General features: G+C 65.1%; 28 protein-coding genes. 16 read left to right on the forward strand and 12 right to left on the reverse strand.

Annotation, left to right across the window (positions count from 1 at the left end; genetic code table 11):
* Window positions 1–45: 45 nt before the first annotated feature.
* The 6 genes from JQ572_RS12065 to JQ572_RS12090 all read right to left on the reverse strand — a co-directional run bounded on the left by JQ572_RS12065 (window position 46) and on the right by JQ572_RS12090 (window position 5684).
* Window positions 46–882 carry an ABC transporter substrate-binding protein gene (locus JQ572_RS12065; protein ID WP_211383224.1) on the reverse strand — a complete coding sequence of 279 codons (837 nt, stop codon included), beginning with the start codon at window positions 880–882 and terminating at the stop codon, window positions 46–48.
* A 64-nt stretch (window positions 883–946) separates the two neighbouring features.
* Window positions 947–1435 (reverse strand): MaoC family dehydratase, encoded by a 489-nt coding sequence (locus JQ572_RS12070; RefSeq protein ID WP_211383225.1) that lies wholly within the window; start codon window positions 1433–1435, stop codon window positions 947–949.
* 10 nt (window positions 1436–1445) lie between these two features.
* The gene (locus JQ572_RS12075) at window positions 1446–3029 is read right to left on the reverse strand and encodes an acyl CoA:acetate/3-ketoacid CoA transferase (RefSeq protein WP_211383226.1); all 1584 of its coding nucleotides are present in this window, start codon (window positions 3027–3029) and stop codon (window positions 1446–1448) included.
* A gap of 16 nt (window positions 3030–3045) precedes the next feature.
* Entirely contained in the window at window positions 3046–4188 is a 1143-nt protein-coding gene (locus tag JQ572_RS12080) for an acyl-CoA dehydrogenase family protein (protein ID WP_211383227.1), read from the reverse strand.
* Between the two features lie 14 nt (window positions 4189–4202).
* Window positions 4203–4571 (reverse strand): tautomerase family protein, encoded by a 369-nt coding sequence (locus tag JQ572_RS12085; protein ID WP_211383228.1) that lies wholly within the window; start codon window positions 4569–4571, stop codon window positions 4203–4205.
* Window positions 4572–4574: 3 nt separating this feature from the next.
* Window positions 4575–5684, reverse strand: coding sequence for a LacI family DNA-binding transcriptional regulator (locus tag JQ572_RS12090; RefSeq protein WP_211383229.1), 1110 nt, complete (start codon window positions 5682–5684; stop codon window positions 4575–4577).
* Between the two features lie 184 nt (window positions 5685–5868).
* Here JQ572_RS12090 and dapA point away from each other — a divergent pair, with 184 nt between their 5' ends.
* The 11 genes from dapA to JQ572_RS12145 all read left to right on the forward strand — a co-directional run bounded on the left by dapA (window position 5869) and on the right by JQ572_RS12145 (window position 14711).
* Window positions 5869–6777 carry a 4-hydroxy-tetrahydrodipicolinate synthase gene (dapA, locus tag JQ572_RS12095; RefSeq protein ID WP_211383547.1) on the forward strand — a complete coding sequence of 303 codons (909 nt, stop codon included), beginning with the start codon at window positions 5869–5871 and terminating at the stop codon, window positions 6775–6777.
* A 15-nt stretch (window positions 6778–6792) separates the two neighbouring features.
* Window positions 6793–7983 carry a CaiB/BaiF CoA transferase family protein gene (locus JQ572_RS12100; RefSeq protein WP_211383230.1) on the forward strand — a complete coding sequence of 397 codons (1191 nt, stop codon included), beginning with the start codon at window positions 6793–6795 and terminating at the stop codon, window positions 7981–7983.
* Window positions 7980–9143 carry an acyl-CoA dehydrogenase family protein gene (locus JQ572_RS12105; protein ID WP_211383231.1) on the forward strand — a complete coding sequence of 388 codons (1164 nt, stop codon included), beginning with the start codon at window positions 7980–7982 and terminating at the stop codon, window positions 9141–9143. The genes JQ572_RS12100 and JQ572_RS12105 overlap by 4 nt, the downstream gene beginning before the upstream one ends.
* Window positions 9144–9152: 9 nt before the next feature.
* Window positions 9153–9560, forward strand: coding sequence for a MaoC/PaaZ C-terminal domain-containing protein (locus JQ572_RS12110; protein WP_211383232.1), 408 nt, complete (start codon window positions 9153–9155; stop codon window positions 9558–9560).
* Between the two features lie 3 nt (window positions 9561–9563).
* Window positions 9564–9995, forward strand: a complete 432-nt coding sequence (locus tag JQ572_RS12115; protein ID WP_211383233.1) for a MaoC family dehydratase — start codon at window positions 9564–9566, stop codon at window positions 9993–9995.
* Window positions 9992–10945, forward strand: a complete 954-nt coding sequence (locus JQ572_RS12120; RefSeq protein WP_211383234.1) for a dihydrodipicolinate synthase family protein — start codon at window positions 9992–9994, stop codon at window positions 10943–10945. Before JQ572_RS12115 ends, JQ572_RS12120 begins: the two co-directional genes overlap by 4 nt.
* Window positions 10946–10956: 11 nt before the next feature.
* Window positions 10957–11259, forward strand: a complete 303-nt coding sequence (locus JQ572_RS12125; protein ID WP_211383235.1) for a DUF4286 family protein — start codon at window positions 10957–10959, stop codon at window positions 11257–11259.
* A 123-nt stretch (window positions 11260–11382) separates the two neighbouring features.
* A complete protein-coding gene (locus tag JQ572_RS12130; RefSeq protein ID WP_211383236.1) occupies window positions 11383–12219 on the forward strand; it encodes an ABC transporter substrate-binding protein in 837 nt (278 codons plus the stop codon).
* A gap of 16 nt (window positions 12220–12235) precedes the next feature.
* Complete coding sequence (locus JQ572_RS12135; RefSeq protein ID WP_211383237.1) at window positions 12236–12967, forward strand: amino acid ABC transporter permease; 732 nt, start codon at window positions 12236–12238, stop codon at window positions 12965–12967.
* Window positions 12964–13764 carry an amino acid ABC transporter ATP-binding protein gene (locus JQ572_RS12140; RefSeq protein ID WP_211383238.1) on the forward strand — a complete coding sequence of 267 codons (801 nt, stop codon included), beginning with the start codon at window positions 12964–12966 and terminating at the stop codon, window positions 13762–13764. Before JQ572_RS12135 ends, JQ572_RS12140 begins: the two co-directional genes overlap by 4 nt.
* Before the next feature lie 17 nt (window positions 13765–13781).
* Window positions 13782–14711 (forward strand): dihydrodipicolinate synthase family protein, encoded by a 930-nt coding sequence (locus JQ572_RS12145; protein ID WP_211383239.1) that lies wholly within the window; start codon window positions 13782–13784, stop codon window positions 14709–14711.
* Here JQ572_RS12145 and JQ572_RS12150 read toward each other — a convergent pair.
* From JQ572_RS12150 to JQ572_RS12175, 6 genes are read right to left on the reverse strand one after another with little or no spacing between them, the layout of a single operon-like run.
* Window positions 14708–16012, reverse strand: a complete 1305-nt coding sequence (locus JQ572_RS12150) for an LLM class flavin-dependent oxidoreductase (RefSeq protein WP_211383240.1) — start codon at window positions 16010–16012, stop codon at window positions 14708–14710. The two genes, JQ572_RS12145 and JQ572_RS12150, sit on opposite strands and share 4 nt — an antisense overlap.
* Window positions 16013–16016: 4 nt before the next feature.
* Entirely contained in the window at window positions 16017–16775 is a 759-nt protein-coding gene (locus tag JQ572_RS12155; protein ID WP_211383241.1) for an ABC transporter permease, read from the reverse strand.
* Entirely contained in the window at window positions 16772–17587 is an 816-nt protein-coding gene (locus JQ572_RS12160) for an ABC transporter permease (RefSeq protein ID WP_211383242.1), read from the reverse strand. The genes JQ572_RS12155 and JQ572_RS12160 overlap by 4 nt, the downstream gene beginning before the upstream one ends.
* A complete protein-coding gene (locus tag JQ572_RS12165) occupies window positions 17584–18600 on the reverse strand; it encodes an ABC transporter substrate-binding protein (RefSeq protein ID WP_211383243.1) in 1017 nt (338 codons plus the stop codon). The genes JQ572_RS12160 and JQ572_RS12165 overlap by 4 nt, the downstream gene beginning before the upstream one ends.
* 23 nt (window positions 18601–18623) lie before the next feature.
* Window positions 18624–19409 carry a class II aldolase/adducin family protein gene (locus tag JQ572_RS12170; RefSeq protein ID WP_211383244.1) on the reverse strand — a complete coding sequence of 262 codons (786 nt, stop codon included), beginning with the start codon at window positions 19407–19409 and terminating at the stop codon, window positions 18624–18626.
* The gene (locus JQ572_RS12175; protein ID WP_211383245.1) at window positions 19406–20263 is read right to left on the reverse strand and encodes an ABC transporter ATP-binding protein; all 858 of its coding nucleotides are present in this window, start codon (window positions 20261–20263) and stop codon (window positions 19406–19408) included. Before JQ572_RS12175 ends, JQ572_RS12170 begins: the two co-directional genes overlap by 4 nt.
* A 302-nt stretch (window positions 20264–20565) precedes the next feature.
* Here JQ572_RS12175 and JQ572_RS12180 point away from each other — a divergent pair, with 302 nt between their 5' ends.
* The 5 genes from JQ572_RS12180 (at window position 20566) to JQ572_RS12200 (ending at window position 25379) form a co-directional block, all read left to right on the forward strand.
* Entirely contained in the window at window positions 20566–21204 is a 639-nt protein-coding gene (locus JQ572_RS12180; RefSeq protein ID WP_211383246.1) for a GntR family transcriptional regulator, read from the forward strand.
* A gap of 67 nt (window positions 21205–21271) precedes the next feature.
* Window positions 21272–22051, forward strand: a complete 780-nt coding sequence (locus JQ572_RS12185; RefSeq protein WP_063708464.1) for an SDR family oxidoreductase — start codon at window positions 21272–21274, stop codon at window positions 22049–22051.
* A 7-nt stretch (window positions 22052–22058) separates the two neighbouring features.
* Window positions 22059–23204, forward strand: coding sequence for a pyridoxal phosphate-dependent aminotransferase (locus JQ572_RS12190; RefSeq protein WP_211383247.1), 1146 nt, complete (start codon window positions 22059–22061; stop codon window positions 23202–23204).
* An 11-nt stretch (window positions 23205–23215) separates the two neighbouring features.
* A complete protein-coding gene (locus JQ572_RS12195; protein ID WP_211383248.1) occupies window positions 23216–24097 on the forward strand; it encodes an alpha/beta fold hydrolase in 882 nt (293 codons plus the stop codon).
* 7 nt (window positions 24098–24104) lie between these two features.
* The gene (locus tag JQ572_RS12200; RefSeq protein WP_211383249.1) at window positions 24105–25379 is read left to right on the forward strand and encodes a Zn-dependent hydrolase; all 1275 of its coding nucleotides are present in this window, start codon (window positions 24105–24107) and stop codon (window positions 25377–25379) included.
* Window positions 25380–25481 lie beyond the last annotated feature (102 nt).

The following is a 25481-nucleotide window of genomic DNA, read 5'->3' on the forward strand; positions in this document are numbered from 1 at the left end:
GACGATCGGTTCGTCCTCGTTGCCTATGCGCACGAAGCGCGGGGATCAATTGGTGGGCCCCTCGCCACGGATGGCAAAAGTGGTGGCCTTGAGCTTGGTCATGCCGAATTTATCGAACAGCTTGTCATAGGTGCCGTCGGCGCGGGTCGCCGTCAGCGCGTCCGCGAAAGCCTGCGCGAGCAGCTTGTCACGGAAGGCGAAGGTGATGTCGGTGCCGGCGATGTCGCGGACCCAGATCTTGGCGATGCCCTTCTGCTCGAGCGCGTTGGCGGTTTCGTTGATGTTTAGCGCGGCCTCGAGCTGACCGGCGCGTAACGCCGCAGAAGTCGCGGTGACGGTGGTGAAGGTGCGGAGCTCGATCGGCTTGAGGCCCTTGGCGACCATCTCGGTGTTGAATTCGCGTGCCTTGCGTTCCGTGTAGGTCGCCGATTCCACTCCCACCACGCGTCCGGCCAGATCCTCGAACTTTTCCAGCTTCAGGCTGGAGGATGGATCGGTATAGATGCTGATCGCCTGCTGCGCGTAAGGAACGAGGTAGAACATCTTGGAGCGCTCCTCGGTCCAGAACAGGCCGGTGTTGATGGCATCGAAGCGGCCCGAGCGCAACGCCGGGATCATCGGCGGGAAGTCCATGCGCAGGAACACTGCCTCGACGCAGATGCGCTTGGCGATCTCGCGGGCGAGCTCGACATTGAGGCCCTGCAGCTCGCCCTTGTCGTCGACGAATTGCTGCGGCGGCAGCGTCGGGTTGATCGACATCTGCCATTTCGGCGCCTCGATCAGGCTCGATGCCGGCACCTTTGGCGTGCAGGTCTGGGCGCCAGCCGCCTGGGACAGGCCGATCAGAAGGGTGAGGGCGGAGAAGGTTTTTGGAAATCGCATCAGAACACTCCTGTCAAATCATGGTGGCAGTTGAGCCGTCTCCGGTCCGACGTCTTCCTCGTTGTCATTTGGCGGCCGTCGCGCCGCGATCGGCCTGCCGGGTCAGGATCAGCGAGATGTGGCGGGCCGCGGTCACCACCTCGTCGCGCTGATTGAGAAGGTAGAGCGTCTCGATGACGATCCCGCGCTCGGGATTCCGGGTCGGCCGCTTCTCGACGAAGCGGAAGCGCACGCGCAAGGCGTCGCCGGCGACGATCGGCGCCTTGAACCGCACCTCGTCCCAGCCGAGCGAGGCGACCGAGGTCTCCTCGTAGAGTTTCAGCTCCGACTTCAACCCCTCCATCAGCGACAGGCCGAACAGGCCATGGCCGATCACGGCGGGAAAGCCGCGCGAGCGCGCATAAGCAGAATCGACATGGAGCGGATGGTGATCGCGGGTGACGTCGGCAAAGGTTGCGATATCAGCCTCCGTCACGATGTGCACGGCGGTCTCGAACTCGGCGCCGAGCGAAATGTCCTCATAACGGAGATTGATGGAGGCGCTGGCGTCCATGCGTGTCCCCTCAGGCGACCTTGCGCGGCCGCGCTGGCAGGGCCTTGAAACTCTGTGCGATCCCCATCGGTCCCGAGCGGAAGATGCGCGGGTCCATATCCTTCAGTTGCGGGCTGATGCGCGGACGAAAGCCCATATGCGCAAGGATGTCCTCCTCCAGCCGAACGCCCGGTGCGATCTCGGTCAGGGTCACGCTGCCGTTCTCGAGCTCGAACACGGCGCGCTCGGTCACATAGCTGACGTGCTGGCCGCGTTGTGCAGCGAACGAGGCGCTGAAGCTGATCTGGCCGACGTGCGGGACGAATTTGCGGAAAGCGCCGTCGCGCCGGATCGCGAGGCGGCCGTTCTCGACGCCGACATCGAACTTGCCGCCTGTCATGGTGCCGCTGAAGATCAGCCGCCGTGCGTTCTGGGTAATGTCGATGAAGCCGCCGGAGCCGTCGCGGCGTTCGCCGAAGCGGGTGACGTTGACGTTGCCAACCTCGTCGACCTCGGCGAAGGAGAGGAAGGCGCAGGACAGCCCGCCGCCGTCGTAGAAGTCGAACTGATAGGCCTGGTCGAGAATGACGCGCGGATTGATGGCAGTGCCGAATTCGCGCGCATGGCCGGGCACGCCGCCGACCACGCCGGATTCCACCGTCAGCGTGATCAGGTCGGAAATGCCTTCTTCCGCCGCGACGTTTGGGATCATCGCGGAGATGCCGACGCCGAGATTGACGACGTCGCGCGGGCGCAGCTCGAAGGCGGCCCGGCGGGCGATCACCCGGCGCTCGGTAAGTGGATCGGGCGTGATCATCACCTCCGGCACGCGGCTATCGCCGCAGCGCGCCGGGTCGTAGACGGTGCCGTAGGTCTGCATCTGCTCGGGGTCGAGTACGACGTGGTCGATCAGGAATCCGGGGATCTTGACCATCTGCGGATGGATCGAGCCGCGCTTCACGATCCGCTTCACCTGGCAAATCACGGTGCCGCCGGCATTGTGCACGGCTTGCGCGATCGAGAGATCCTCGCGCGTCGTGCCCTCGTGCTCCATGCTGATATAGCCGTCCTCGTCGGCGGAGGTGCCGCGGATGACGGCGACATCAGGCGGGGCGGGGACGCGGTAGAGCAAATACGACTGGCCGTTCAGCTCGAGCAGATCGACCAGCGGCGCTCTGGTGCGCTTGTTCATGCGGCCGCCGTCCTGACGCGGGTCCATGTAGGTGTCGAGGCCGACATGGGTGAGCACGCCAGGATGTTTCGCTGCCATGGCGCGGCAGAGCTGGCTCATGACGCCTTGCGGAAAATTGTAGGCGTCGATCAACTCGTCGCGGACCAGCCTCATGAACGGCACCTGGAGGCCGAAATTGCCGCCGATCACGCGTGCGATCATGCCTTCATGGGCAAGATGGCACAGTCCCTTCTCGGTCACCGCACCGACGCCGGTGATGTTGATCAGCGTCAGATTGTGCGGACCCTGGCCGTCGAGGAAGCGCTGCTCCAGCGCGCCGAGGATGGATTCGGCGACGCCGGTACCGCCATTGCCGCCGACGATCAGCGTGTCGGTGTCACGGATGAGACCCGCGGCCTCTGCAGCGGTGATGATACTCAGCATGTGCGCTTGCTCCGCATCATGCGGCGTCCTTCTCGATCTGGCGGGCGATGATGAGCCGCTGGATCTGGTTGGTGCCCTCGTAGATCTGGGCAAGGCGCACATCGCGGAAGATGCGCTCGATGCGGTATTCGCGCGAATAGCCGTTACCGCCGTGGATCTGGAGCGCGTTGGAGACGTGCTTCATCGCCATATCGGTCGTGAACAGTTTTGCCTGCGCGGCTTCCTTGGCGATCGGGTCGCCGGCATCATGCAGGCGTGCGGCGTGGTGGATCAGAAGCCGCGCGGCGGCGATGTCGGTCGACATGTCCGCGAGCATGAACTGCACCGCCTGGAAGCCGATGATGGCCTGGCCGAACTGCTTGCGGTCGCGGGCGTACGCCGTGGCGTCCTCGAAGGCGGCCTGGGCCATGCCCAGCGCCATCGAAGCCATCATCAGCCGGCTGAAGTTGAAATTGCTCATCGCCATCTTGAAGGCCTGGTTCTCGGGGCCCATCACGCTGTCGGCCGGCAGCTGCACGTCGGAAAACGTGATCTGGCAGTCGTCGAGGCCGTGCATGCCGAGAAGCTCCTCGTTCCTGCCGCGTGTGATGCCGGGCAGGGCACCGTCGACGAGGAGGCAGGAGATGGCGCGATGGCCTGCGTCCGCGCCGGTGCGCGCGAACACCATGATGCGGTCGGCGACGCCGCCGAGCGTCACCCAGGCCTTGGTGCCGTTCAGCCGCCACCCATTGCCATCACGCACCGCATGGGTGCGGATGCCCGCGACGTCGGAGCCGTGATCCGGCTCGGAGACGGCGGTGGCGGGGATGATGTCGCCGCTCAGGATTTGTGGGATCAGCGCCTTGTGCGCGTCGGTGCCGTGATGGTCGAAGAACAATGCCGCTTCGACGGGAATGGCAAACGCATTGGCGACCGCGCCGGAGCAGCGCGCCAGCTCCTCCATCGCGATGCAGGCCGCGACCGCGTCGAGGCCGGCGCCGCCCGCGCCTTCGCGCAGGCAAATGCCGAACAGGCCGAGATCGGCCATGCCCTTGTATAGCGCGCGGTCGAAGCGGTCCTCGCGGTCGATCGCGGCCGCGCGCGGCAGGATCTCGGCCTCCGCGAAACGGCGGGCGGTCTCGCGCAGCGCTTTCTGGGCTTGGTTATAGAAGCGATCCATGGCGTGCGGTCCCATCAGTCGCTGGCAAGCTTGGAATCGTGCGCGACTTCGCTCTTGTCGCGATCGATGAAGTAGACCGCGACATCGTCGCCCGGCACGCCATAGGCGTTGCACACGCCGCGGGTCAGGGCGATGGCGGCGGCGCGGCGCTCGGCTTCGCTGCGGCGGAATGCGTGCACCTTGAGCAGGATGCGCTGGCCGCCGTCCTGAGCCGCCATCGTGCCGGCATGCGCGTAGTCATCAGGCGAGATCGGGAGGAAGTAGAGCGTGACCGTGTCCGCGCCGACGCCGAACGCCGACATCAGGCCGTCGGTCACGGACCTCGCCAGAGCGGCCTTGCGTTGCGGCGGAACTTGCGGGGCGAGCACTTCGACATAGGGCATCGGTCAGACCTTCGCGGATTTGGCCGCAGACGATTTGGACGGGGACTTGGCGGCTGACGGCTTGGCGATTGACGGCTTGGGCTTGCCGGCCCTGGTGCTGGCGACTTCGATCCGACGACAGGAGTCGCGCTGCACGAGGCGAGCGCCGACGCGGTATTCGCGAACGCCATCATTGCCGGTGCCCTTCGCATCCATGCGCTGCAGCAGCCGGTCGACAGCGAGGTTGGCGAGATCGCGTGCGCCATTGTCGACGATGCTGATCGCGGGGCGGTGCCATTCGAACCACGGCATGTCCTCGTAGCAGAGCAGCGAGAGATCGTCGGGGACCGCGATGTTTCGCTCCGCGATGACGCGCAGCACGCCAAGCGTGGCCTCGTGATTGGCCACGAAGATCGCGCTGGGCGGACGAGGGAGGTCGAGCAGCTTGCGGCAGGACGTCGCGCCGGTCTCGGGCACGAAATGGCCGGCATGAATCAATGTGTCGTCGACGGGGATGCCGGCCTCGCGCAGCGCGCGGACATAGCCGGATAACCGCTCGCGGCCCGACGTGGTGTCTTGGCGGCCGACGATCAGCCCGACGCGCTTGTGCCCGAGCTCGATCAGATGGCGCGTGCCGAGATAGGCGCCTTGCGGGTCGTCGGCGAGCACGGTCTCGAGGTCGGTCGCGTCATCGCGCCGCACCAGGCAGACGATCGGGACATCCTTTGCCAAGGCCTTGAGCTGCGCGCCGTTCTTGCCGGTGGGGACGACGATCAGTCCGTCGATACGGTGATCGACCAGCGCGGTGAGCGTGTCGCTCTCCTGCTGGGCGTCGTCGCCGCCGATGCACAGCAGCATCTGGTAACCCACTGCCTTCAGGCGCGCCTGCATCACTTCGGCCATCACCTGGAACGAGGCGTTGGTGAGATTGTGGACCAGGAGCGCGACGAGCCGCGACTGACCGGTCTTCAATCCGCGCGCGATCGGATTCGGCCGATAGCCGAGCTCGCGCGCGATGCGCGTCAGGCGCTGCTGCGTGCGCTCGCTGGTCAGGCCGGTTCCAGTCAGTGCGCGCGATGCGGTGCTGACTGAAACGCGGGCCGCCTGTGCCACATCTTTGAGCGTGACGCTCATCAAACCTGCCGATAGACTGCAAACGATTGCAGAAACGCTATGGGCTATTCCCGCAAGGATCAAGCCCAAAATATGGATGGTGTTGCTCAATGCAGAGCCAGTTACGCAATCGATTGCATAACGGCTGCGGATATTCCGCAGGGCGCCGTCTTTCTTCCAGTTCACCAGATCGCCCGGCAGTTCCCTGATGAAGAAGTTTCGCGGCACCTACACCGTCATGATCACCCCGTTTACGCCGGCCGGCGAGATCGATGTCGCGGCACTGCGCGCCTTCGTCGATTGGCAGATCGCCGAAGGAATTCATGGGTTGATCCCGCTCGGCTCGACCGGTGAGTTCCTGTCTCTCGACGACGATGAGAAGGCGCTGGTCGCCGAGGTCGTCATTGCTCAGGCTGCAGGCCGCGTGCCCGTTCTGATCGGCACCGGCGCGGAAGATACGCGCGAGGTGGTGCGGCTCAGTCGCCATGCCGAAAAACTGGGCGCGGACGGCGTGATGATCATCCCGCCGTTCTACTCGACCCCGACCGACGACGAGCTCGTCCATCACTACAAGACGGTTGCGGATGCGATCTCGCTACCGATCATGGTCTACAACAACCCGGCAACCGCCAATGTCGACCTGAAGCCACCGCTCGTGGCGCGCATCTCCGAGATCGACAATTGTCTCTACATCAAGGAGTCGACGCTTGAGGTGACGCGCGTGCGCGACATCATCCGGCTCTGCGGCGACCGGATGACGGTGTTCGGCGGCATCCTCGGCTTCGAGTCGTTCGTCGAAGGCGCACAGGGGTGGGTGGCGGTCGCCTCCAACGTGGCGCCCGCCGCAATGGCGCGCATCTTCAGCCTCGTTGCCGATGATGGCGCGATCAAGCAGGCGCGGGAGCTCTATCTGAAATACCTGCCGCTGATCGAATTCGTGGGCGGCCAGGCCTATGTCGCCGGCAGCAAGGCGTTGCTCGGTCATATGGGTCATGCGGTCGGCAATCCGCGTCCGCCACGGCTGCCGCTGCCGGCTGCGCAGGACGCCGCCGCCCGCGCCCTGGTCAAGACGTTCGATCTGGCGTGGCGCGGCACGCCAATCGCGGCTGCTTAAATTGGGTGTGAACGGATGAACCTGCTCGACGGCGTCAAAGTACTGAGTTTCAATCATTACCTCGCGGGCCCGTTGGCCGCGCAGACGCTTGCCGACCTCGGCGCCGACGTCATCGCGGTCGAGCCGATCGAGGGCGCGTTTCAGCGCAACTGGGCGGTTGCGAACCATTTTGTCGCCGGCGACAGCGTCAATCACCTTGCCACCGGGCGCAACAAGCGCAGCCTGGCCGTCGATCTCAAGCATCCCGATGGCATTGCCGCGGTGAAGAAGCTGGTCGCCACCTCCGATGTGGTGATGGAGAATTTCCGGCCGGGCACCATGGCCAAGCTTGGCCTCGGCTACGACACGTTGAAAGCAATCAACCCTGGCCTAATCTACGCCGTCGCGACCGGGTTCGGATCGGATGGGCCCTACAAGGAGCGCCCGGGCCAGGATCTCCTGCTTCAGGCGATGTCGGGTCTTGCGATGCGAACCGGACGCGCCGACGGCGAGCCGACGGCGGTTGGCGCGGTGATCGTCGACCAGCATGCCGCCTCGCTCTATGCCATGAGCATTCTGGCGGCGCTGTTCGCCAGGACCAGGACCGGGAAGGGGCAGCTCGTCGAGGTCAACCTCTATCAGGCCGCCCTCGATCTCCAGGTCGAACCGCTGACCGCCTGGCTCAACGGCGCGCCGTCGCCGACCTCGCGCGGTCCGGCCGGTATTGCGGCCTGGTTCAGCCCCGGGCCGTACGGCATTCACGCGACCGCCGACGGTCATCTCGCGATCTCCATGGCTTCGCCCAAGGCATTGGCAATAGCGCTTGCCAGCGATGCCTTGCAGCAGTTTGGCGACGCCGACAGCTTTTCGAAGCGCGAGGAGATTACGGGCATCGTCGCGGCGCGGCTGAAGCAGAAGCCGACCGCGGAATGGCTGCCGGTGCTCGAAGCCGCGCGGATCTGGCACGCGCCCGTGCAGGACTATCGCGACCTCGAGACCGATCCCCAGCTCAACCATCTCGGTGTGTTCAAGACCGCCGAAAGTGCAGGGGGCGCGCCAATCCGCATGGTCGCGCATCCCGCGCGCTATGACGGCCGGACGCCGGAGGTGCGGCTGGTGCCGCAGCGGCTAGGTGCGCAGACCCGCGAAGTGCTCGGCGAGATCGGCTACGGCGCTGCCGACATTGACGCGATGATTGCTGGCAAGGCGGTGGGAGCGGCGGGATGATCGACTTTTCAGTCCCTGAGGATACCCGCCTCCTGGTCGATACCGTCCGCCGGTTCGTCGAGACGGAGGTGCAGCCGCTCGAGGACGAGGTGGAGCGGACGGCAACGGTGCCGGCCGATGTGCTGGCGGTCACCAAGGCCAAGGCGCAGAAGCTCGGCCTTTACGCAATGAACATGCCGGCGGATGTCGGCGGTGGCGGGCTGTCCTGTGTCGAGCATTGTCTCGTCGAGGAAGAATTCGGCAAGACCTCCGATGCGTTGATCCGCCGTGTGTTCGGCCAGGTCTATCCGATGCTGATGGCGTGCAAGGGCGACCAGGTGGAACGTTACCTTCTGCCGACGGTCAAGGGCGACAAGATCTGCGCCATGGCGATCACCGAGCCGGGGGCCGGCTCCGACGCGGCATCGATCAACACGACCGCTCATCTCGATGGCGACGAGTGGGTGCTCAATGGCACCAAGCATTTCATCAGTGACGGCGACATCGCCGACTACGTGATCCTGATGGCGCTGACCGACAAGGAGAAGCGTGCGCGGGGCGGCATCACGCTGTTCCTGGTCGACCGCGGCACGTCCGGCTTCAAGGTTGCGCGGACCCAGCCGATGATGGGCCATCGCGGCTACGGCCATGCCGAGTTGACCTTCGAGGACTGCCGTATCCCGAAAGCGGCCGTGCTCGGCGAGGTCGGCGGCGGCTTCAAGCTGATCATGCAGAGCGTACTGCAGATCCGCCTTGCCCATATCGGCGCCCGCGCCGTCGGCATGGCGCAGCGTGCGCTCGAGATGATGCGCAAGCATGCCGGCGAGCGGCGCCAGTTCGGCCAGGCCATCGGGGATTTCCAGATGGTGCAGAAGCTGATCGCCGATTCCGCCACGGAGATATTCGGCGTCAAGATGATGGTGATGAATGCCGCCTGGGACATCGATCAGGGGCGGGATGCGCGCGACAAGGTCTCGATGATCAAGGTTGCGGCCTCCGAGATGCAGGGCCGCGTCGTGGATCGCGCTATCCAGGTGTTCGGCGGCATGGGTTTCAGCAAGGACCTGCCGCTGGAGCGCATGTATCGCGATGCCCGCGTCACCCGCATCTATGACGGCACCTCCGAAATCCACCGCATGCTGGTCGCGCGCAGCACGATCAAGAACGGCTTGCAGCTCTAGGGAAGACCGATGTCTCACGCACCTCTCAAGCCCGGCGCCGCCTTTGCCTTCCGCAAGACCATGACGGTCGCAGAGCAGGCGATGTTCACCGGCATCAGCGGCAATCTCGGTGGTCTCTATGTCGATGCCGTCCGCGCCAAAAAGGCCGGCGCCTCAAACATGGTCGCCTTCGAGCTCGCAGTCGGCGGTCTCGCCACCACCTGCCTCAGCCAGCTCGGCGGACCGACGCGGCGGATCGGCAGCATCGCGCTGACTTTCGCCGCCCCCGTGATCGTCGGCGAGTCCGTCGAGGCCAAGGCCGAAATCGTCTCGGTTGCCGGCGACGACGCGGTCTGCCGGGTCACCTGCACGCTGTCGCCCTCGGGGGTGACCGTGGTGGACGGCACCGCGACGCTGGTTCCGTTCGCGAAGGGCTGAGCCATGTACGAGCCGAAATCCTTCGACGATCTCAAGGTGAACGACAGGGTCAGCCTCAGCAAGACCATCACCGAGGCGGACGGCGCGCTCTACATTGCCGCCACCGGCGATTTCGGACCTGTCCATGTCGACGAGGTCTATGCGGGCGCAACGCGCTTCGGTCGCCGGCTGGCGCCGGGGATCATGGTCGCCGGCCTCTGCACCAGTGTACTCACCAGCGAGCTCGTTGGCACCATCGGCGTCTCTGTCGAGGATCGGTTCTGGTTCACCGGCCCGGTGTTCTACGGCGATACGCTCACATTCGACGTCTGGATCGCCGAGCAGCACGACGAGACCCGCACCATCATCTGGGAGGCAAGCGCCCGCAACGAGGGCGGCCTCGAGGTGCTGAAGGCACGCGCGAGCCTGAAATTCCCGCGCCGGAAACCGTCATGAGCAAGCCGATGAAGAAACCTGACTTGCGCGGCGTCACGGTCGCAACCGTGCTGCCCTTCAAGGACGACAGCTCGATCGACTGGGACGGCTACGCCCGCGTGCTCGACTATTGCGCCTGTCCGGACGGAATCGCGGCGGTGTTCGTCAACGGACATGCCGGCGAGGGCGGGTCGCTCTCGGACGACGAGCGACAGGCGGTGATCGAGCGGACGCGCCGGCATATCGGTGGCAAGCCGCTGCTTTCGGGTATCATCGCTCATTCGACCGCGGAGGCGATCCATCAGGCGCAGCTCGCGGAAGCCGCCGGCGCCGATTGCGCCGTGTTATTCCCGCCGGCACCGCTCGGCGGCGGTGCATCGGCGACCTCGCGCGCGCCGGTGGCTTACGTGCTGGCTATCAGTTCCGCCATCGGCATTCCGGTGTCGATCTTCCAGTATCCGCTGGCGTCCGGACTTGGCTATTCGCCGGAGACGCTGGCGAAGATCGCAGGCCTCGACAGCGTCATCGCTATCAAGGAGGGCAGCGACACCATCTTCGCCTATGACGAGAACCGGCGCGCGGTGAAGCGGGCCGACCCGTCCGTCGCGATCCTGCCGTCGAATTTCAACTGGTTCCTGCCGCAGCTTGCCGTCGGCGGCGACGGCATTCTCTCGGGTCTCGTCAGCCTCGCGCCGGATCTGTTCGTCGCGCTCTGGCAGGCTTCGCTCGCCGACGATCTCAAGGCGATGCGCGCCGTCAACGAGCGGCTCTATCCGATCGTCCGGGCGATCTATGGACCAGCGCCGATCATGGACATGCACACGCGCATGAAGGTCGGGCTGAGGGTGCTCGGCCTGATCCGCAATGCGGATCCGCGGCCGCCGTTGCTGCCGGTCCTGCCTGCGTTGTGCGACGCCATCGCGACGACCGTCGGAGCGGCGCGCGCGGCCGGCGACATCCGTTTGGCGTGACGGAGGCGCTGATGCCGGACGAGGCCTTCATCCACATCGTGCGGGTCGATATCGATCCGGAGCACGAAGCTGCGTTCAACGCCTGGTACGAGCAGAGGCATTTTCCCGATCTGCTCGCCTGTCCCGGCTGGCTGTCGGCAAAGAGATTCGTCTCGATCGGCGACGGACCAAAATACGCGGCCATGTACGAAGTCGCGGGACGATGGGCGTTCGAGACGCCGGAATTCCACAAGGTGAAGGGCTTCGGTCCGTTCGAATCCCTGGTGAAGAACTTCATGCGAATCCAGCTCAAGCCGATGTCGGGACCGGCCTGAGAGGGACGAAGACGATGCTGCCTGTCGTGTCGCAAGATCCGGCCCGCCGCATCCAAGAAACATTGAGGGGGAATCCCGGGCGAGGGACTGCATCGCTCATTGGCGTCTTACCGGAGGTATTATATGCTCTCGACACTGCTTCGCTTGAGTGCCGTTGCCGCACTCGTTCTCGCGCCCGCTGCGGCGCGTGCCGCCTGCACGCCCGCGATCAGCGACGACAATCTGATCGCACCGGGGAAATTGCAGCTCTCCATCAACCCGACCAATCCGCCGCAGCAATTCGTCGACAAGGACGGCCAATTGCAGGGCCTCAACGTGGAACTCGCCGCCGAGCTCGGCAAGCGGTTGTGTCTTCCGGTCGAACTCGTCCGGATGGATTTTCCGGCGATGATTCCGGCGATGGGCGCGGGCCGCATCGACGGCATCGACACCGGCATGTTCTGGACCGAGGAACGCTCGAAGCTGATGTACATGGTGCCGTACGCCATTCAAGCCATCTCGGTCGTGGTTGCGCCTGACAGCGGCATAACAATTGCTAATGAATCCGACCTGACCGGAAAAACATCCGCGGTCGAGGTCAGCACCTACCAGATGAATTGGCTCAAGAAGCTCAGCGATACCAGCGTGGCAAAGGGCGGCGGGGCGATCGAGATGCGCACGTTTCCGACGGCGACCAACGTCGTGAGCGCGCTGCTCGCAGGGCAGGTGGACAATGCGCTGCTCGTGGACAGCGTGGCACGCGATCTCGTCGGCCGCGGCCGCGTCAAGGAAGTGCTGAGCGGGCTCGGCACGGCGCGCACCACGCTCGGCTTCCGCAACAAGATGGTGGTCGATGCCGTCGTCAAGGCGCTGAACGCGATGCGCGCCGACGGCTTCTATCAGGCATTGTTCGACAAGTTCGGCCTGACCAGCATGCCGGCCGATCAGCCGCTTGCGATCGCCGGCCCCGGTCCGGCCTAACCACGGAGACAAGCCGATGAGCCATTTCAGTCCGACGGCCGCCGTCAACTACTTCTTCAACTACTTCCTGATGAAGGGTGTGCTCGTCACCATCGGCCTGACGGTGGCGGCCGTCATCGGCGGATTGATCCTCGGCATGGGCATCGCGTTGATGCGCATGTCGTCCAACCCGGTTCTGTCAGGCTTCTCGCGCTTCTATATCTGGTTCTTCCGCGGCACGCCGCTGTTGATCCAGCTGGTGGTGATCTACAGCGGCTTGCCGCAACTCGGGATCAAGTTCTCCGTGATCACTTGCGCGCTGGTCGGCCTCATTCTCAACGAGGCGGCTTATCTGGCCGAGATCGTCCGCAGCGGCTTCATGGCCGTTTCGGCGGGGCAGCGCGAAGCCGCCTGGGCGCTCAGCCTGTCGCCATGGACGACGTTTCGCCGCGTGACCCTGCCGCAGGCATTCCGGCTGATGATCCCGCCGCTCGGCAACTCCATCAATTCGCTGCTGAAGGCGACCTCGCTCGCCTCGGTGATCTCGGTCGAGGAGCTGATGCGCCGCAGCGACATGCTGATGCAGGAGCATTTCCAGATCCTTGAAGTCTATGCGGCGGCCACGGCCTATTACCTGATCCTCACCTCTGTCTGGGATGCGATTCAGCGCCGGCTGGAGAAGCATTTTGGTCGGTCGAGCGCTGCGAAGTCCAGGCGGGTCGCGGCGAGGGCGCCGGTTGCGCAGGCGAGCGTGGAGGCCCGTGCATGAGCGAGATACCGAGGAATACGGTCAGCGTGAGGGGCGTCGAAGGTGCGCAGCCGCAGCTCCGTGAGGTACAGGCGGTTCGCATGGAGGCCGTCTACAAGCATTATGGCGACTTCACCGCCTTGAATGAGGTCGATCTCAAGGTCGCAAAGGGCGAGAAGATCGTGGTCTGCGGTCCCTCGGGCTCGGGCAAGTCGACGCTCATTCGCTGCATCAACCACATCGAGAAGCATGATGAGGGTCTGATCTACGTCAACGGTGTCGAGCTCGATCGCCAGCGCAAGAACATCGATGCGGTCAGGCGTGACACCGGCATGGTTTTCCAGAGCTTCAACCTGTTTCCGCACATGACGGTGCTGGAGAACTGCATCCTGGCGCCGATGACCGTGAACGGCATGACGGTGGCGGAGGCAAAGGACCTCGCCATGCATTTCCTCACCAAGGTCCGGATTCCGGATCAGGCCGAAAAATTTCCGGGGCAGCTCTCGGGTGGCCAGCAGCAGCGCGTCGCGATCGCACGCGCGCTGTGCATGCGGCCGAAGATCATGCTGTTCGACGAGCCGACCTCCGCGCTCGACCCCGAGATGGTCAAGGAGGTGCTCGAGACCATGAAGAAGCTCGCGGAAGAGGGCATGACCATGCTGTGCGTGACCCACGAGATGGGCTTCGCCCGCGAGGTCGCGGACCGCATCGTGTTCATGAATGAAGGAACAGTCGTCGAGCAGGCCGCGCCGGAGGAATTCTTCAAGCATCCGAAGTCCGAGCGGGCGCGGACGTTCCTCGACCAGATCATTCACTAGCCGGCGCGGCGGCTGTGATGCAGACATTCAGAGATCGCCTGCGCGGCATCCATGCCGCCACGATCGTGCCGATGACGCCCCACTTCGAGATCGATGAGCCAGGACTGGCAGATCATCTGGCCTCGGTCGCGTCCACGCCGGGGATCAATGGGCTGCTTGTCAACGGCCATGCCGGCGAAAACTTCGTGCTGTCGCTGGCCGAGAAGCGGCGCGTGGTGGAGCTGGCGCGTGCACATGTTCCGGGGGGCTGCCTGATCGTCTCCGGTGTCAACCATGAATCGAGCCTGGAGGCTGCGCGCGAGGCGGCCACGCTGGAGCAGGCTGGTGCGGACGGCCTCCTGGTATTCCCTCCGAACAGCTGGGCGCTCGGTCACGCCGATGACTGCGTCATCGAGCATCATCGACGCATCCGCGATGCGACAACCGCACCCTTGATGCTCTATGCCGCACCGGTCGGTGCGGGCGCCATGGCCTACCCGCCGCCGCTGCTGACGCGGCTCATCGCGGATCGTCGCTTCGTCGCGATCAAGGAAGGCAGCTGGGAGGTCGCGACTTACGAGCAGAATCTGAGGCTGATTCACAAGCTGCGTCCCGAGTTCGTCGTGCTCGGCTCCGGCGACGAACATCTGCTGACAAGCTACCTCGTCGGTTCGGCCGGTAGCCAGGTCAGCCTTGCCTGCGTCGTGCCGGATCTCGTGATCAGCCTCTGGAATGCGGCCGAGGCCGGCGATTGGGATCGTGCGCGTGCCGCGCATGACAAGCTTTATCCGCTGGCGGTGGCAATCTATCGCGATGCGCCCGGAGGACGGGCGACAGTCCGGCTCAAGGCCTGCCTGAAGCTGCTCGGACGTCTCTCCTGCGACGCGGTACGGCCGCCGCAGCCGCCGGCGATACCAAGCGAGTTGCAGGCGCTCGAACAGGCCTTGCGGACCGCCGGCGCGCTCTAAGCCTCGAAGAACGGATTGGCCGGGCGCGGAAGGCCGAGATGATCGCGCAACGTCGCGCCCTCATACTCCGCGCGGAACAGCCCGCGCTCCTGCAGGATCGGCACGACCAACTGGACGAAATCCTCGAACCCTTCGTGGAAATAGGGCGGCATGACGTTGAAGCCGTCGGCGGCGTGCTCGTCGAACCAGAGCTGGAGCGTATCGGCGATGCGCTCGGCCGAGCCGCACAGCACCCAATGGCCGCGTGCGGCGGCGGTGAGATTGTAGAGATCGCGCAGCGTCATGTTCTCGCGGCGGCCCTTCGCGAGCATGACGCTGGCGAAGCTGTGATAGCTGTCTGACGGTGCGATGTCCGGGATAGGTCCGTCGAGATCGTAAGTCGACATGTCCCGGCCGAAGCGGTCGGACAGGATGGCAAGCGCATTACTGCCGCTGACAAAGCTCTGGAGCACGTTGAGCTTCTCGAACGCCTCCTTGTCGGTGCGGCCGACGACGGGCATCACGCCCGGCAGCACCGTGACATCGGCGGCCTTGCGGCCGAACGACGGCAGTCGCGTCTTCAACGACGTGTAACCGGTCTTGGCCTCCTCGATGTCCTGCACCACCGAGAACACGATATCGGCGGTGCGCGCGGCCAGCGCCTGGCCGGCCTCGGAGCCGCCGGCCTGGAGGACGACCGGGCGCCCCTGCGGGCTGCGGCCGATGTTCAGCGGGCCCTTGACCTTGAAGAATGCACCGTCATGGTCGATCGGGCGGAGCTTCGCCGGATCTATATAGAGGCCGCTGGCGCGGTCGGCGACGATGGCGTCATCCGCCCAGCCGTCCCACAGTCCCTTGACGACGTCGAGGAATTCGCCGGCCATCTCGTAGCGGCGGGCGTGGTCGGGGTGGGTGGTGCCGAAATTCGCTGCGGTCGCCGGATTGGCCGTCGTCACCGCATTCCAGGCCGCGCGGCCCTTGGAGATGTGATCGAGCGAGGCGAACACGCGCGCCACCGAGAACGGATCGCTGTAGGTGGTGGAGACGGTCGCGCCGAGGCCGATGTGGCTGGTCGAGGTCGCGAGCGCGGCGAGCATCGTCAGCGGCTCCAGCCGCAGGGTGTAGGAGGGATGGGCTGCGGCATCGGCATAGAGATTGTCGCCCATGAAGATCAGGTCGAACTTGCCGCGCTCGGCGGTGCGGCCGATCTGCTGGATCGCCGCAAAATCCTGGAAGCTGTCGACCGCGCCGGGATAGCGCCAGCCGGCGACGTGGCTGCCGGTTCCCAGGATGAACAGGCCGAGATGCATCTGTCGTTTCATGGCGTCATGTCCAGAACAGGATCTTGCGTTCGAGGAAACCGATCAGGCCGAAGAAGGCGAGGCTCGCGGCGGAGGCGACGAAGATCGCCGCCCAGACCTGGACGAAGTCGATCTGGAGCACCGCCTGGTAGATCACCCAGCCGAGCCCGCCATGCGCGCCGAGCATCTCGGTGACGATCGCCACGATCACGCTGCGCACCGTCGAGACGCGCATGCCGGCCAGCAGCAGCGGCAGCGCGGTCGGCAGGCGCAGGCGCCACAGCACCCCGAAGCGGCTTGCCCCGAAGCTGCGCATCAGGTCGATGGCGCGGCGATCGACACGATCGAGCCCGGCCAGCATCGAGAGCAGAATGGTGAAACTCACCGCCATCGCCACCATCACGATCTTCGAGCTGACGCCGATGCCGAACCAGAGCAGGATCAGCGGCGAATAGCCGACCACGGGCACCGAATTGATCGCGGTCGCGAGCGGCAGGATCGCGGTGCGCAGCGCCGGCACCAATGCGATGGCGACGGCGAGGCCGATGCCGATCAGGCAGCCGAGGCCATAGCCCACCAGCGCTTCGAGCAGGGTGTAGCCGGCGGCGTCGGTCAACGTTGCGCGCTTGGACCAGAGGCCCGCGAGGATGTCGCTGACGGCGGGCAGAACATAGGCCGGCAGATGCAGTCCGCGCGCCGCGCCTTCCCAGCACGCGACCAGGATGAAGGCGCCGAGAATGCCGCGCTGGACGGCGAGCGAGGGTGAAGCAAGCGCGCGGCTCATTGCTCCGCGCTCCAGAACACCAGCCGTCGTTCGACCGCGGCGACGACCGCATAGAAGCCGGTGCCGAGCAGAGCCGCGGCAAGCAGGGCGGCCCAGATCGCGACGACGTTCTCGGTGAACATGGCCTGGAGCAGCAGCACGCCGAGCCCGGTGGTGTCGCCGAACCATTCGCCGACGATGGCGCCGACCAGGCTCAATGATGCAGCGAGCCGCAGCGCCACGAAGATCTGCGGCAGCGCGGTTGGAAGCTGCAAGCGCAACAGGAGCTGGCGGTTGGAGGCGCCGAAGCTGCGCATCAGGTCGACCTGCTTGGGATCGACCGTCTCGAGGCCCAGAAGCGTGTTCACCGTCACCGGAAAGAAGGTCAGGTAGAATGCGATGATCGCCTTGGCGAGCAGCGTATTGCCGAACCACAGCACCACCAGCGCGCCGAAGGCGATGACCGGGATGGTCTGCGACACCACGAAGATCGGAAACACCATCTCGCGCAGCGCACGGAGGCGGAAAAACGCGACACCCATGAGCACGCCGAACGCGCCGCCGGAAGCAAATCCGATCAGCGTCTCGGCCAGGGTGCGCAGGAAGCCGTCGACATAGGCGCGGGGCGTCGCCGCCATCGCCAGCAGAATCGTGCTGAGGCGCGGCAGGTAATAGGGCCGGATACCGAACAGCAGCACCGCGCCTTCCCAGACCACCGCGGCAATGGCGAGGCCGAGCAGGAGCCGGATCAGCTTGCGCAGCGAAACCGGCATTGCCATCGACCGCGCAGCCGCGCGGCCGGAACCAAGCGATGTCGCCGCAGTGCTGCTCACGGCAGCCGGTCCGCCGCCGGGATGCTCTGGATGAAGCTGGCGTCATAGGCGGCAGCGAGATCAACCGGCTTGGAGATCACGCCATATTTCAGGAAGAAGTCGTGCGCGGTCTTGACCGCGTCGGCGTCGATCCAGAACAGGCCGTTCTTGCCGGCCGCGCCGGCCGTCATCAGGCGCTTCACCTCGGTGAGCATGAATTCCTGCTGCGCACGATCGAGCGTCGGGGCTACAGCCATCACAGTGTCGACGGCGCCCTTGGGATCGGAGAAGGCGTCTTTCCAACCCTTGAGCGAAGCCCGCAGGAACGCCTTGACGAGCTCCGGCTTTTCCTTGGCGGTCGCCTCGGCCACGATGAGCGTGTCGCGCGGGAAGGTGATGCCGTAGTCCTCGGCGACGAAGGTCTTCAAGCTGTCCTTCGGCATGCGCGACTGGATAGTGTAGAACTCGTTGTAATAGGTCGCCGTGACCACATCGACGCTGCCGTCGACGAAGGGCGTCACCGAAACCTGCTGCGGCTGGATCTTCAGCTCATCCGGCTTGATGCCTTCCTTGGCCAGCATGCCGGTCAGCACGTGATTGGCGCCGGTGAACCAGGTGGTGACGGTCTTGCCCTTGAAATCCTGGATCGTCTTCACCGGCCCGTCTTTGCGGGCGACGAAGATGAAGGGCGTGATCTGGTGGGACACGCCGATGCAGACGATCGGCAGCCCCTTGTCGCGGGCTGCGAACACGCTGTCGGTGCCGCCGGAGAGGCCGAACGTGTCGGCACCGGTCGCGACCAGGTTTTCGGTCAGCAGGTTGGGCCCGCCGGGATTGATGGTGAGGTCGATGCCCTCGGCCTTGTAGTAGCCCTTGGCGGCTGCGACGTAGAAACCGGCGAACTGCGCCTGTGGCAGCCATTTCAGGCGCAGGCTCGCCTTCTGCAACTCGGCGGCGGGCGCAGCCGTGACGAGCGAGCCCGTTGCCAGTGCGATGGCGGAAAGGACGGAGAAGGCGTGGCGTCGGCTCAACATGGTGATGCTCCCGGCGGTGAAAATCAATTGCGGTAGGACGGATCGGTGCGGTCGAGCTGACGCATCAGCGCCGGCCATTCGCGTTCGCCGGGCACGAGGATGTCGCCCTGCAATTCCCAGAACTGGCGCGCGGCCTTCTCGCAGACCTCGGGCGGCGGCGTCACCAGCGTGGCGCCGGCCGCGGCGGCGGCCTGCATCTGGAGCTGGATCCGCGCGGCGCGCTCGAAATAGTAGAGCAGCATGAAAGCCTCGCCCGGGGTCCGGCCGACGGTGAGGATGCCGTGGTTGCGCATCAGCATCACCTTGTGCGGGCCGAGATCGCGCACCAGGCGAACCTGCTCGTCCAGGTCGATGGCGACGCCTTCATAGTCGTGGAAGGCCTGCCTGTCGTAGAACCGCATCGCGAACTGGCTGAGCGGCAACAGGCCTTTCTCCTGGCCGGAGACCGCAACGCTCGCGTCGGAATGGGTGTGCAGCACGCAGGCCGCGTCGTGGTTCGAGGTGTGGATCGCGGCATGGATCACGAAGGCCGCGACGTTGACGGCCTGTGGCGTGTCGTCGAGCTTGTTACCCTTGGTGTCGATCTTCACCAGGCTCGATGCCGTGATCTCGTCGAACAGCAGGCCGTAGGGATTGATCAGGAACTGGTCGTCGTGGCCGGGCACGCGCAGGGAGATGTGATTGTAGATCAGGTCGTCCATTCCGAGCCTGGCGACCATGCGATAGCAGGCTGCAAGCTTGATGCGCGCGTCCCATTCCGCCGGTTCGATCCCGCGCGGCGCGGGCTCTCTCGCTGACATCGCGTTCATTGCGGCTTCTCCTGCGCGATGGAGGATTGGAACGATTTCATGCTTTCCTCCTCGATTGCGTCGAGCAGCGTGCGCTTGAGGCGCACGAATTCGGGGGAGGTGACGATCTCGGGCCGGCGCGGGCGAGGAAGATCGACGACCTGTTCGAGCTTCACGGAGCCGGGGCGCGCCGTCATGACCAGCACGCGGTCGCCGAGGAAGATCGCCTCGTCGACGTCATGGGTGATGAAGAGAATGGTGCGGCGGTATTTCTGCCAGACATCGAGCAGCCAGCGCTGCATCATGGCCCGCGTCAGCGCATCGAGCGCGCCGAACGGCTCGTCCAGCAGCATCAGGTCGCGCTCGAACAGGAAGGTCCGCATCAAGGCGACGCGCTGGCGCATGCCGCCGGACAATTGATTGGGATATTGCTTCTCGAAGCCGGCCAGCCCGAACTCGGGCAGCATCTTCAGGGCTTTGGCGCGCGCCTGGTCGCGCGGCATGCCCTCGACCTCGAGCGCGAGGATGGCGTTATCCACGACGTTGCGCCAGGGAAACAGCAGGTCGCGCTGCGGCATGAAGGAGACGCGGCCGAGCAGATCGGCGGCATGACAGCTCTTGCCTTCGAAGCGCAGGATGCCGCCGGCGTCCGGCTCCTCGAGCCCTGCGACGATATTGAAAAGAGTGCTCTTGCCGCAGCCGCTGGGACCGACGACGGTGACGAACTCTCCGGGGCCCACGCTCGCCTGAAGTCCCGACAGGGCCGCGACGGGACCGAAGGTTTTGTTGAGCGCGCCAAGATAAAGCAGCGGCTCCGGCCGAGCCTGTGGGGCTTCGGTGGTCGGTCCGGGATTGGGGAGGCGGGCAGCCTGCACCGGGATGTCCTTGTATAATGGCGGCGGCCATTCGCATACGAAAGCGGGCCGCGTCGAAATCTCGTAGCAACTCGTGTGCCAGTGCGATTTTCAGGCAAATCAGGCATAAGACTTGCGAGATCGACAGCGAATAGGTGGGCGCCGCGCGCATCCCTTAGGGAAAACGGGGCGTTTCGCTGGAGAGTGAGTGTCAATATGTATACTTGTATTGGCATTGGAGAAACATGATGGCGGATATTGGTGCACAAGGCGGCGCCAGGCGCGTGAAAAATGGGCAGGAGACCCTCACGGCAGGCTCCGGCATGACGCTCGCCGAGAGTCTGCGCCAGAAGCTCGAAGGCGCGATCGCGGCGGGTCATCTCGAGCCGGGCAGCCGGCTCGACGAGCAGGAGATCGCGCAGCGCTTTGGGGTCTCGCGCACACCGGTGCGGGAGGCGTTCCGCCTGATGGCTGCCAACCATCTGGTCGAGCTGCGCGGGCGGCAGGGGGCAACGGTTCGCAGCATCAAGGCGCAGGCGCTGATTGAGATGTTCCAGGTCATGGCCGAGCTCGAAGGGCTTTGCGCAAGGCTTGCCGCGCGGCGTGTCTCACAGGCCTGGAGGGCCGAAATTGGCGAAATTCACCAGCGGCTTGTAGCGGCGGGCGAAACCGGCGACATCGACGTCTTCTACGACATCAACCAGGAATTCCACGAGGCGATCTACGAGGCCTCGCGCAATACCTTCCTGGCCGACCAGACCCGCAAGTTGCGCAACCAGGTGGCGGCGTATCGCCGCCGGGTGACGCGCATGCCGAACCGGATCGCCGACACCATTCGCGAGCATGAGGCGATCATGCAGGCGATCCTAGCCCACGATCCGGAGCGGGCGCACAGTGCCATGCGCGATCACGTCAACCTGCTCGGCGACAACCTGCTGGACTTCCTCGCCGCCTTCGAATGACCTTGGGGTCGCTTGGTATGCAAATTGCTAGACATTGTATATCTAGCTTGCATCCTGGAGACCCGGAGTGGACCTGAAGCTGACGAACAAGACCGCCCTGATCACCGGCGCGTCGAAAGGAATTGGACTTGCGGTGGCCGAGCTCTTCGCCGCGGAAGGATGTCATTTGCATCTCGCCGCCCGCAACGGCGAGGCGATGCTCGAGGCCAAGAAACAGCTCGAAGCCCGCCATGGCGTGAAGATCACCATCCACGCGCTCGACCTGTCGAGCACGGCTGCGATGGAGAAGCTCGCGGCCGAGGTCGGCGACATCGACATTCTCATCAACAATGCCGGCGACATCCCGGCCGGTTCACTGGAAATTCTCGATGACGCGGCCTGGCGGCGCGGCTTCGATCTCAAGGTGTTCGGCTACATCACGCTGTCGCGTCTCTATTATCCGCGCATGAAGGGCAAGGACGGCGTCATCATCAACATCATCGGCAATTCCGGCGAGAACTGGGACGCGAGCTACATCGCGGGCTCGACCGGCAACGCGGCGCTGATGTCCTTCACCAAGGCGCTCGGTGGCCGCAGCCTCGATCACGGCGTGCGCGTCGTCGCGGTCAATCCGGGACCGGTTGCCACCGACCGCATGCTCAAGATCATGAAGCGCAAGGCGATCGACATGCTCGGCGACGAAAGCCGCTGGGAGGAACTGTTCGACAAATATCCGGGCAAGCGGCCGGCAACGTCGGAGGAGGTCGCCGATCTTGTCGCCTTCCTGTCCTCGCCGCGGTCCGGCTACATCACCGGCACCGTGGTGACGATCGACGGCGGCATCGCCGCACGCGGCTCGGTGATCTGAGGCGTCGATGTCAGGGACTCAATCCGCGGCGCTGGTCCGCAACCGCTATTTCGACGAGCTCTCGGCGACGCCGGGACTCTATTGGCTCGGCCAGAATACCAACCACGTCGAGAGCCATCCCGCCGTGCGCGAGGCGATGCTGCGCTCGATCGAGGCCGGCGAGTTCAATGCCTATGCTCCCCCGCTCGGCTTCGAGGCGCTGCGCGCCGCGATCGTTGCGGATCTCGGCGCACCCGGTGCGGAGGCGCTGGTGACCGAGGGCGGCGTCAACGCGCTGGCCATGATATGCCGTGCGCGCTGCAAGCCCGGCACCACGCTGGTGACGACCGATCCGACCTGGAAATGGCCGTGCCTGTTCGCGCGCCAGCAGGGCGCCGAGGTGATCGAGATTCCGATCTACGATCCGGCCTGCAACTACCGCCTGACGCCCGAGGCGTTGAAGGCGAATGTCGACGAGCGCACGGCGATCATTTATCTGGTCGATCCCAACAATCCGCTCGGCATCCGCTACACCCGCGAGGAGATCGAGAGCTTTGCGGCGATCGCGCGCGATTGCGGCGCGCTGCTGGTGCATGATTGCACCTATCGTGATTTCGCCGACGGCCACACCCCGGCGCTTCACGTGGCTCCGCAAGGCTCGGTCGTCTCGACCAGCTTTTCGAAATGGCTGGGCCTTGCCGGATTGCGGATCGGCGCTCTCGTTGCCGCGCCTGATCTGTTCGAGGAGTTCGCGCAGACGTCCACGAGCGTGCTCGGCGCGAGCGTCATCGCCCAGCGCGCGGCGCAGGCGGGGCTTTCCGTCAAGGCAGAATGGATGAAGAAGGTCCGCAGCACCGACCGGGCCAACAAGGCGATGATCCAGCAGGCGGCGGCCGCGATCGAAGGGCTGGCGCTGCCGATCATGCCTTCGCACGGAAACTTCCTGGTGCTGGAGACCGTTGCGGCGGGCATCCGCCCCGAGGCGCTGGTCGAATGCTATCGCCGCCAGGGCATCATGATCCGCCAGGGCACCTATCACACCCAGCGTTTCGGCGACCGCTTCGTCAAGATCAGCACCTCCGTGCCGCAAGCGTGGGTCGAAAAGCTCTGCACGCTGCTGCCGGAGATGGTCGCGCAGGCGCGCACGCTCAACGACCTGCCGCCGCAATTCTAGGAACGATGCCGATGACGATGATTACAGCGAAGGACGGCGTGAAGCTTCATGTGGAGGAGGCCGGCGAGGGCACGCCGATCCTCTTCATCCATGAATTCGGCGGCAATCACGCTAGCTGGGAGCCGCAGCTCCGCTATTTCAGCAGGCGCCACCGCTGCATCACTTACGCCGCCCGTGGCTATCCGCCGTCGGATGTGCCTGATAGCGTGGAGGCCTATTCCCAGGCGATCGCCGCGGACGATGCGGTCGCCGTGCTCGATGCGCTCCGAATCGAGAAGGCGCACATCGTCGGCCTCTCGATGGGCGGCTTCTGCACGGTGCATTTCGGCCTGCGCACGCCGGAGCGTGCCTTGTCGCTCACGGTGGCCGGCGCCGGCTATGGCTGCGAGAAGGAGTTCGAAGAGTATTTTCGCGGCGTCTCGCTGGAAGTCGCAGACAATTTCGAGACGCAGGGCGCGAAGGAGTTCTCCAAAGTCTATGCGCTCGGCGCGAGCCGCGTGCAGTTCCAGAACAAGGACCCGCGCGGCTGGCAGGAATTTGCCGATCGCCTCGCCACCCATTCGGATCGCGGCGCCGCCAACACCATGCGCGGCGTTCAGGCGCGGCGGCCGTCGTTCTACGACCTCGAGGACGGACTGAAGTCGATGATTGTGCCAACGCTGGTGGTCGTGGGCGATGAGGATGATCACTGCCTCCAGCCCGGCATCTTCCTGAAGAAGACGATTCCGGCCTGCGGGCTCTCGGTCGTCCCCAAGACCGGTCACACCCTCAATCTGGAAGAACCGGCGGCGTTCAACGCGCTGCTTGCAGAGTTCATCGCCCAGGTCGAGGCCGGCCGCTGGCTGCCACGTGATCCGCGCGCGCTGCCGGGCCAGATCATGCGCACGAAGTAGTGGATCGATGACCAGCCAGCCCCTGATCAACGCCGATCGGCTCTGGACCCGCTTGATGGCACTCGCCGAGATCGGCGCGACGCCCGCCGGCGGGGTCAACCGTCAGGCGCTGAGCGACGGCGAGATCGCCGCATGGCGCCGCGTCATCGGCTGGGCGCGCGAGGCGGGCTTGACGCCGTCGACGGATGCGGCGGGAAACCTGTTTCTGACACTCGCCGGGCGCGATGGTGCCGCACCGCCGTTCCTGCTCGGCAGTCATCTCGATAGTCAGCCGACCGGCGGCAAATTCGACGGCGCCGCTGGCGTGATGGCGGCACTCGAGGCGGCGATCTCGCTGGCTGAGCGAGGCGACCGGCCGGTGCGCGACGTCATCGTCGTCGCCTGGATGAACGAGGAGGGCTCGCGCTTCGCGCCGGGCATGATGGGGTCGGAGGCCTTTACGGGCGAGCGTGACATGGCGGCGATCCGCACCGCGCGTGATGCTGACGGCGTCAGCGTCGGCGAAGCGCTAGACCGCCTCCATCAGGCTTTCCCTGATGTGCCGCACAGAATGCTCGGCTTTGCCGTCGGATCCTATCTCGAATTGCATATCGAGCAGGGACCGCTGCTGGAGGCGGCCGCCTGCACGATCGGCGTCGTCACCGGCATCCAGGGCAAGAAGACCTTTCAGGTGGCGATCGAGGGAGAGGAAGGACACGCAGGTACGCTCGCGCAGCAGGAGAGGCGGGATGCGCTCGCGGCCTTTGCGCGCATGGCAGCGGCGCTTCACGCCGAGATCGGCGGAATCGATGCCGACATCAAGTTCACGATCGGCCGGGTTGCTGCCGTGCCGAACGCGCCGTCAGTGGTGCCGTCGCGCGTCGTCTTCAGCATCGATCTGCGCCATCCCGACAATGCGGTACTCGATGCGGCCGGCGCTCGGATTTCGGTCCTTTGCCGCGAATACGCCCCACCTTGCGCCGTTACGTTAACGCCGCTCGTCGATGCGCCGTCGAACGCCTTCGATCCGCGCCTGCGGGCGAGCATCGCGGAAGCGTCGCGTCAGCAGGGGCATACCAGCATGGCCATCCTCTCGGCCGCCGGCCACGACGCCCGCCATCTCGCCAAGATTTGTCCAGCGGCAATGATCTTCATTCCTTGCCGGGATGGTGCAAGCCATGTCGAACATGAGTGGGCCGAGCCTGATCATGTTGCCGCCGGCGCGTCCGTCCTGGCTACGGTGCTGCGAGAGGCCGCATTCGAGACGCAGTCCTTTGCTGCAGGCGGTCATGAGAAGGGATGACGGAGATTTTTCGGGAGGCCTATCGCAACGCGACGGCAGGTCCCGACGCCGCGGTCGGCATCGTCAAGCCTTCGAAGGTCAGGACCGGACCGTCGGAGAGAC

The organism is Bradyrhizobium sp. SZCCT0153, from assembly GCF_018129995.1.
Lineage (GTDB): Bacteria > Pseudomonadota > Alphaproteobacteria > Rhizobiales > Xanthobacteraceae > Bradyrhizobium > Bradyrhizobium japonicum_G.

Excerpts from the sequence above, each read along its gene's own strand:
- JQ572_RS12065 (WP_211383224.1), bottom strand. The coding sequence starts at position 882 with ATGCGATTTCCAAAAACCTTCTCCGCCCTCACCCTTCTGATCGGCCTG.
- JQ572_RS12070 (WP_211383225.1), bottom strand. The coding sequence starts at position 1,435 with ATGGACGCCAGCGCCTCCATCAATCTCCGTTATGAGGACATTTCGCTC.
- JQ572_RS12075 (WP_211383226.1), bottom strand. The coding sequence starts at position 3,029 with ATGCTGAGTATCATCACCGCTGCAGAGGCCGCGGGTCTCATCCGTGAC.
- JQ572_RS12080 (WP_211383227.1), bottom strand. The coding sequence starts at position 4,188 with ATGGATCGCTTCTATAACCAAGCCCAGAAAGCGCTGCGCGAGACCGCC.
- JQ572_RS12085 (WP_211383228.1), bottom strand. The coding sequence starts at position 4,571 with ATGCCCTATGTCGAAGTGCTCGCCCCGCAAGTTCCGCCGCAACGCAAG.
- JQ572_RS12090 (WP_211383229.1), bottom strand. The coding sequence starts at position 5,684 with ATGAGCGTCACGCTCAAAGATGTGGCACAGGCGGCCCGCGTTTCAGTC.
- JQ572_RS12100 (WP_211383230.1), top strand. The coding sequence starts at position 6,793 with ATGAACCTGCTCGACGGCGTCAAAGTACTGAGTTTCAATCATTACCTC.
- JQ572_RS12105 (WP_211383231.1), top strand. The coding sequence starts at position 7,980 with ATGATCGACTTTTCAGTCCCTGAGGATACCCGCCTCCTGGTCGATACC.
- JQ572_RS12110 (WP_211383232.1), top strand. The coding sequence starts at position 9,153 with ATGTCTCACGCACCTCTCAAGCCCGGCGCCGCCTTTGCCTTCCGCAAG.
- JQ572_RS12115 (WP_211383233.1), top strand. The coding sequence starts at position 9,564 with ATGTACGAGCCGAAATCCTTCGACGATCTCAAGGTGAACGACAGGGTC.
- JQ572_RS12120 (WP_211383234.1), top strand. The coding sequence starts at position 9,992 with ATGAGCAAGCCGATGAAGAAACCTGACTTGCGCGGCGTCACGGTCGCA.
- JQ572_RS12125 (WP_211383235.1), top strand. The coding sequence starts at position 10,957 with ATGCCGGACGAGGCCTTCATCCACATCGTGCGGGTCGATATCGATCCG.
- JQ572_RS12130 (WP_211383236.1), top strand. The coding sequence starts at position 11,383 with ATGCTCTCGACACTGCTTCGCTTGAGTGCCGTTGCCGCACTCGTTCTC.
- JQ572_RS12135 (WP_211383237.1), top strand. The coding sequence starts at position 12,236 with ATGAGCCATTTCAGTCCGACGGCCGCCGTCAACTACTTCTTCAACTAC.
- JQ572_RS12140 (WP_211383238.1), top strand. The coding sequence starts at position 12,964 with ATGAGCGAGATACCGAGGAATACGGTCAGCGTGAGGGGCGTCGAAGGT.
- JQ572_RS12145 (WP_211383239.1), top strand. The coding sequence starts at position 13,782 with ATGCAGACATTCAGAGATCGCCTGCGCGGCATCCATGCCGCCACGATC.
- JQ572_RS12150 (WP_211383240.1), bottom strand. The coding sequence starts at position 16,012 with ATGAAACGACAGATGCATCTCGGCCTGTTCATCCTGGGAACCGGCAGC.
- JQ572_RS12155 (WP_211383241.1), bottom strand. The coding sequence starts at position 16,775 with ATGAGCCGCGCGCTTGCTTCACCCTCGCTCGCCGTCCAGCGCGGCATT.
- JQ572_RS12165 (WP_211383243.1), bottom strand. The coding sequence starts at position 18,600 with ATGTTGAGCCGACGCCACGCCTTCTCCGTCCTTTCCGCCATCGCACTG.
- JQ572_RS12170 (WP_211383244.1), bottom strand. The coding sequence starts at position 19,409 with ATGAACGCGATGTCAGCGAGAGAGCCCGCGCCGCGCGGGATCGAACCG.
- JQ572_RS12180 (WP_211383246.1), top strand. The coding sequence starts at position 20,566 with ATGACGCTCGCCGAGAGTCTGCGCCAGAAGCTCGAAGGCGCGATCGCG.
- JQ572_RS12190 (WP_211383247.1), top strand. The coding sequence starts at position 22,059 with ATGTCAGGGACTCAATCCGCGGCGCTGGTCCGCAACCGCTATTTCGAC.
- JQ572_RS12195 (WP_211383248.1), top strand. The coding sequence starts at position 23,216 with ATGACGATGATTACAGCGAAGGACGGCGTGAAGCTTCATGTGGAGGAG.
- JQ572_RS12200 (WP_211383249.1), top strand. The coding sequence starts at position 24,105 with ATGACCAGCCAGCCCCTGATCAACGCCGATCGGCTCTGGACCCGCTTG.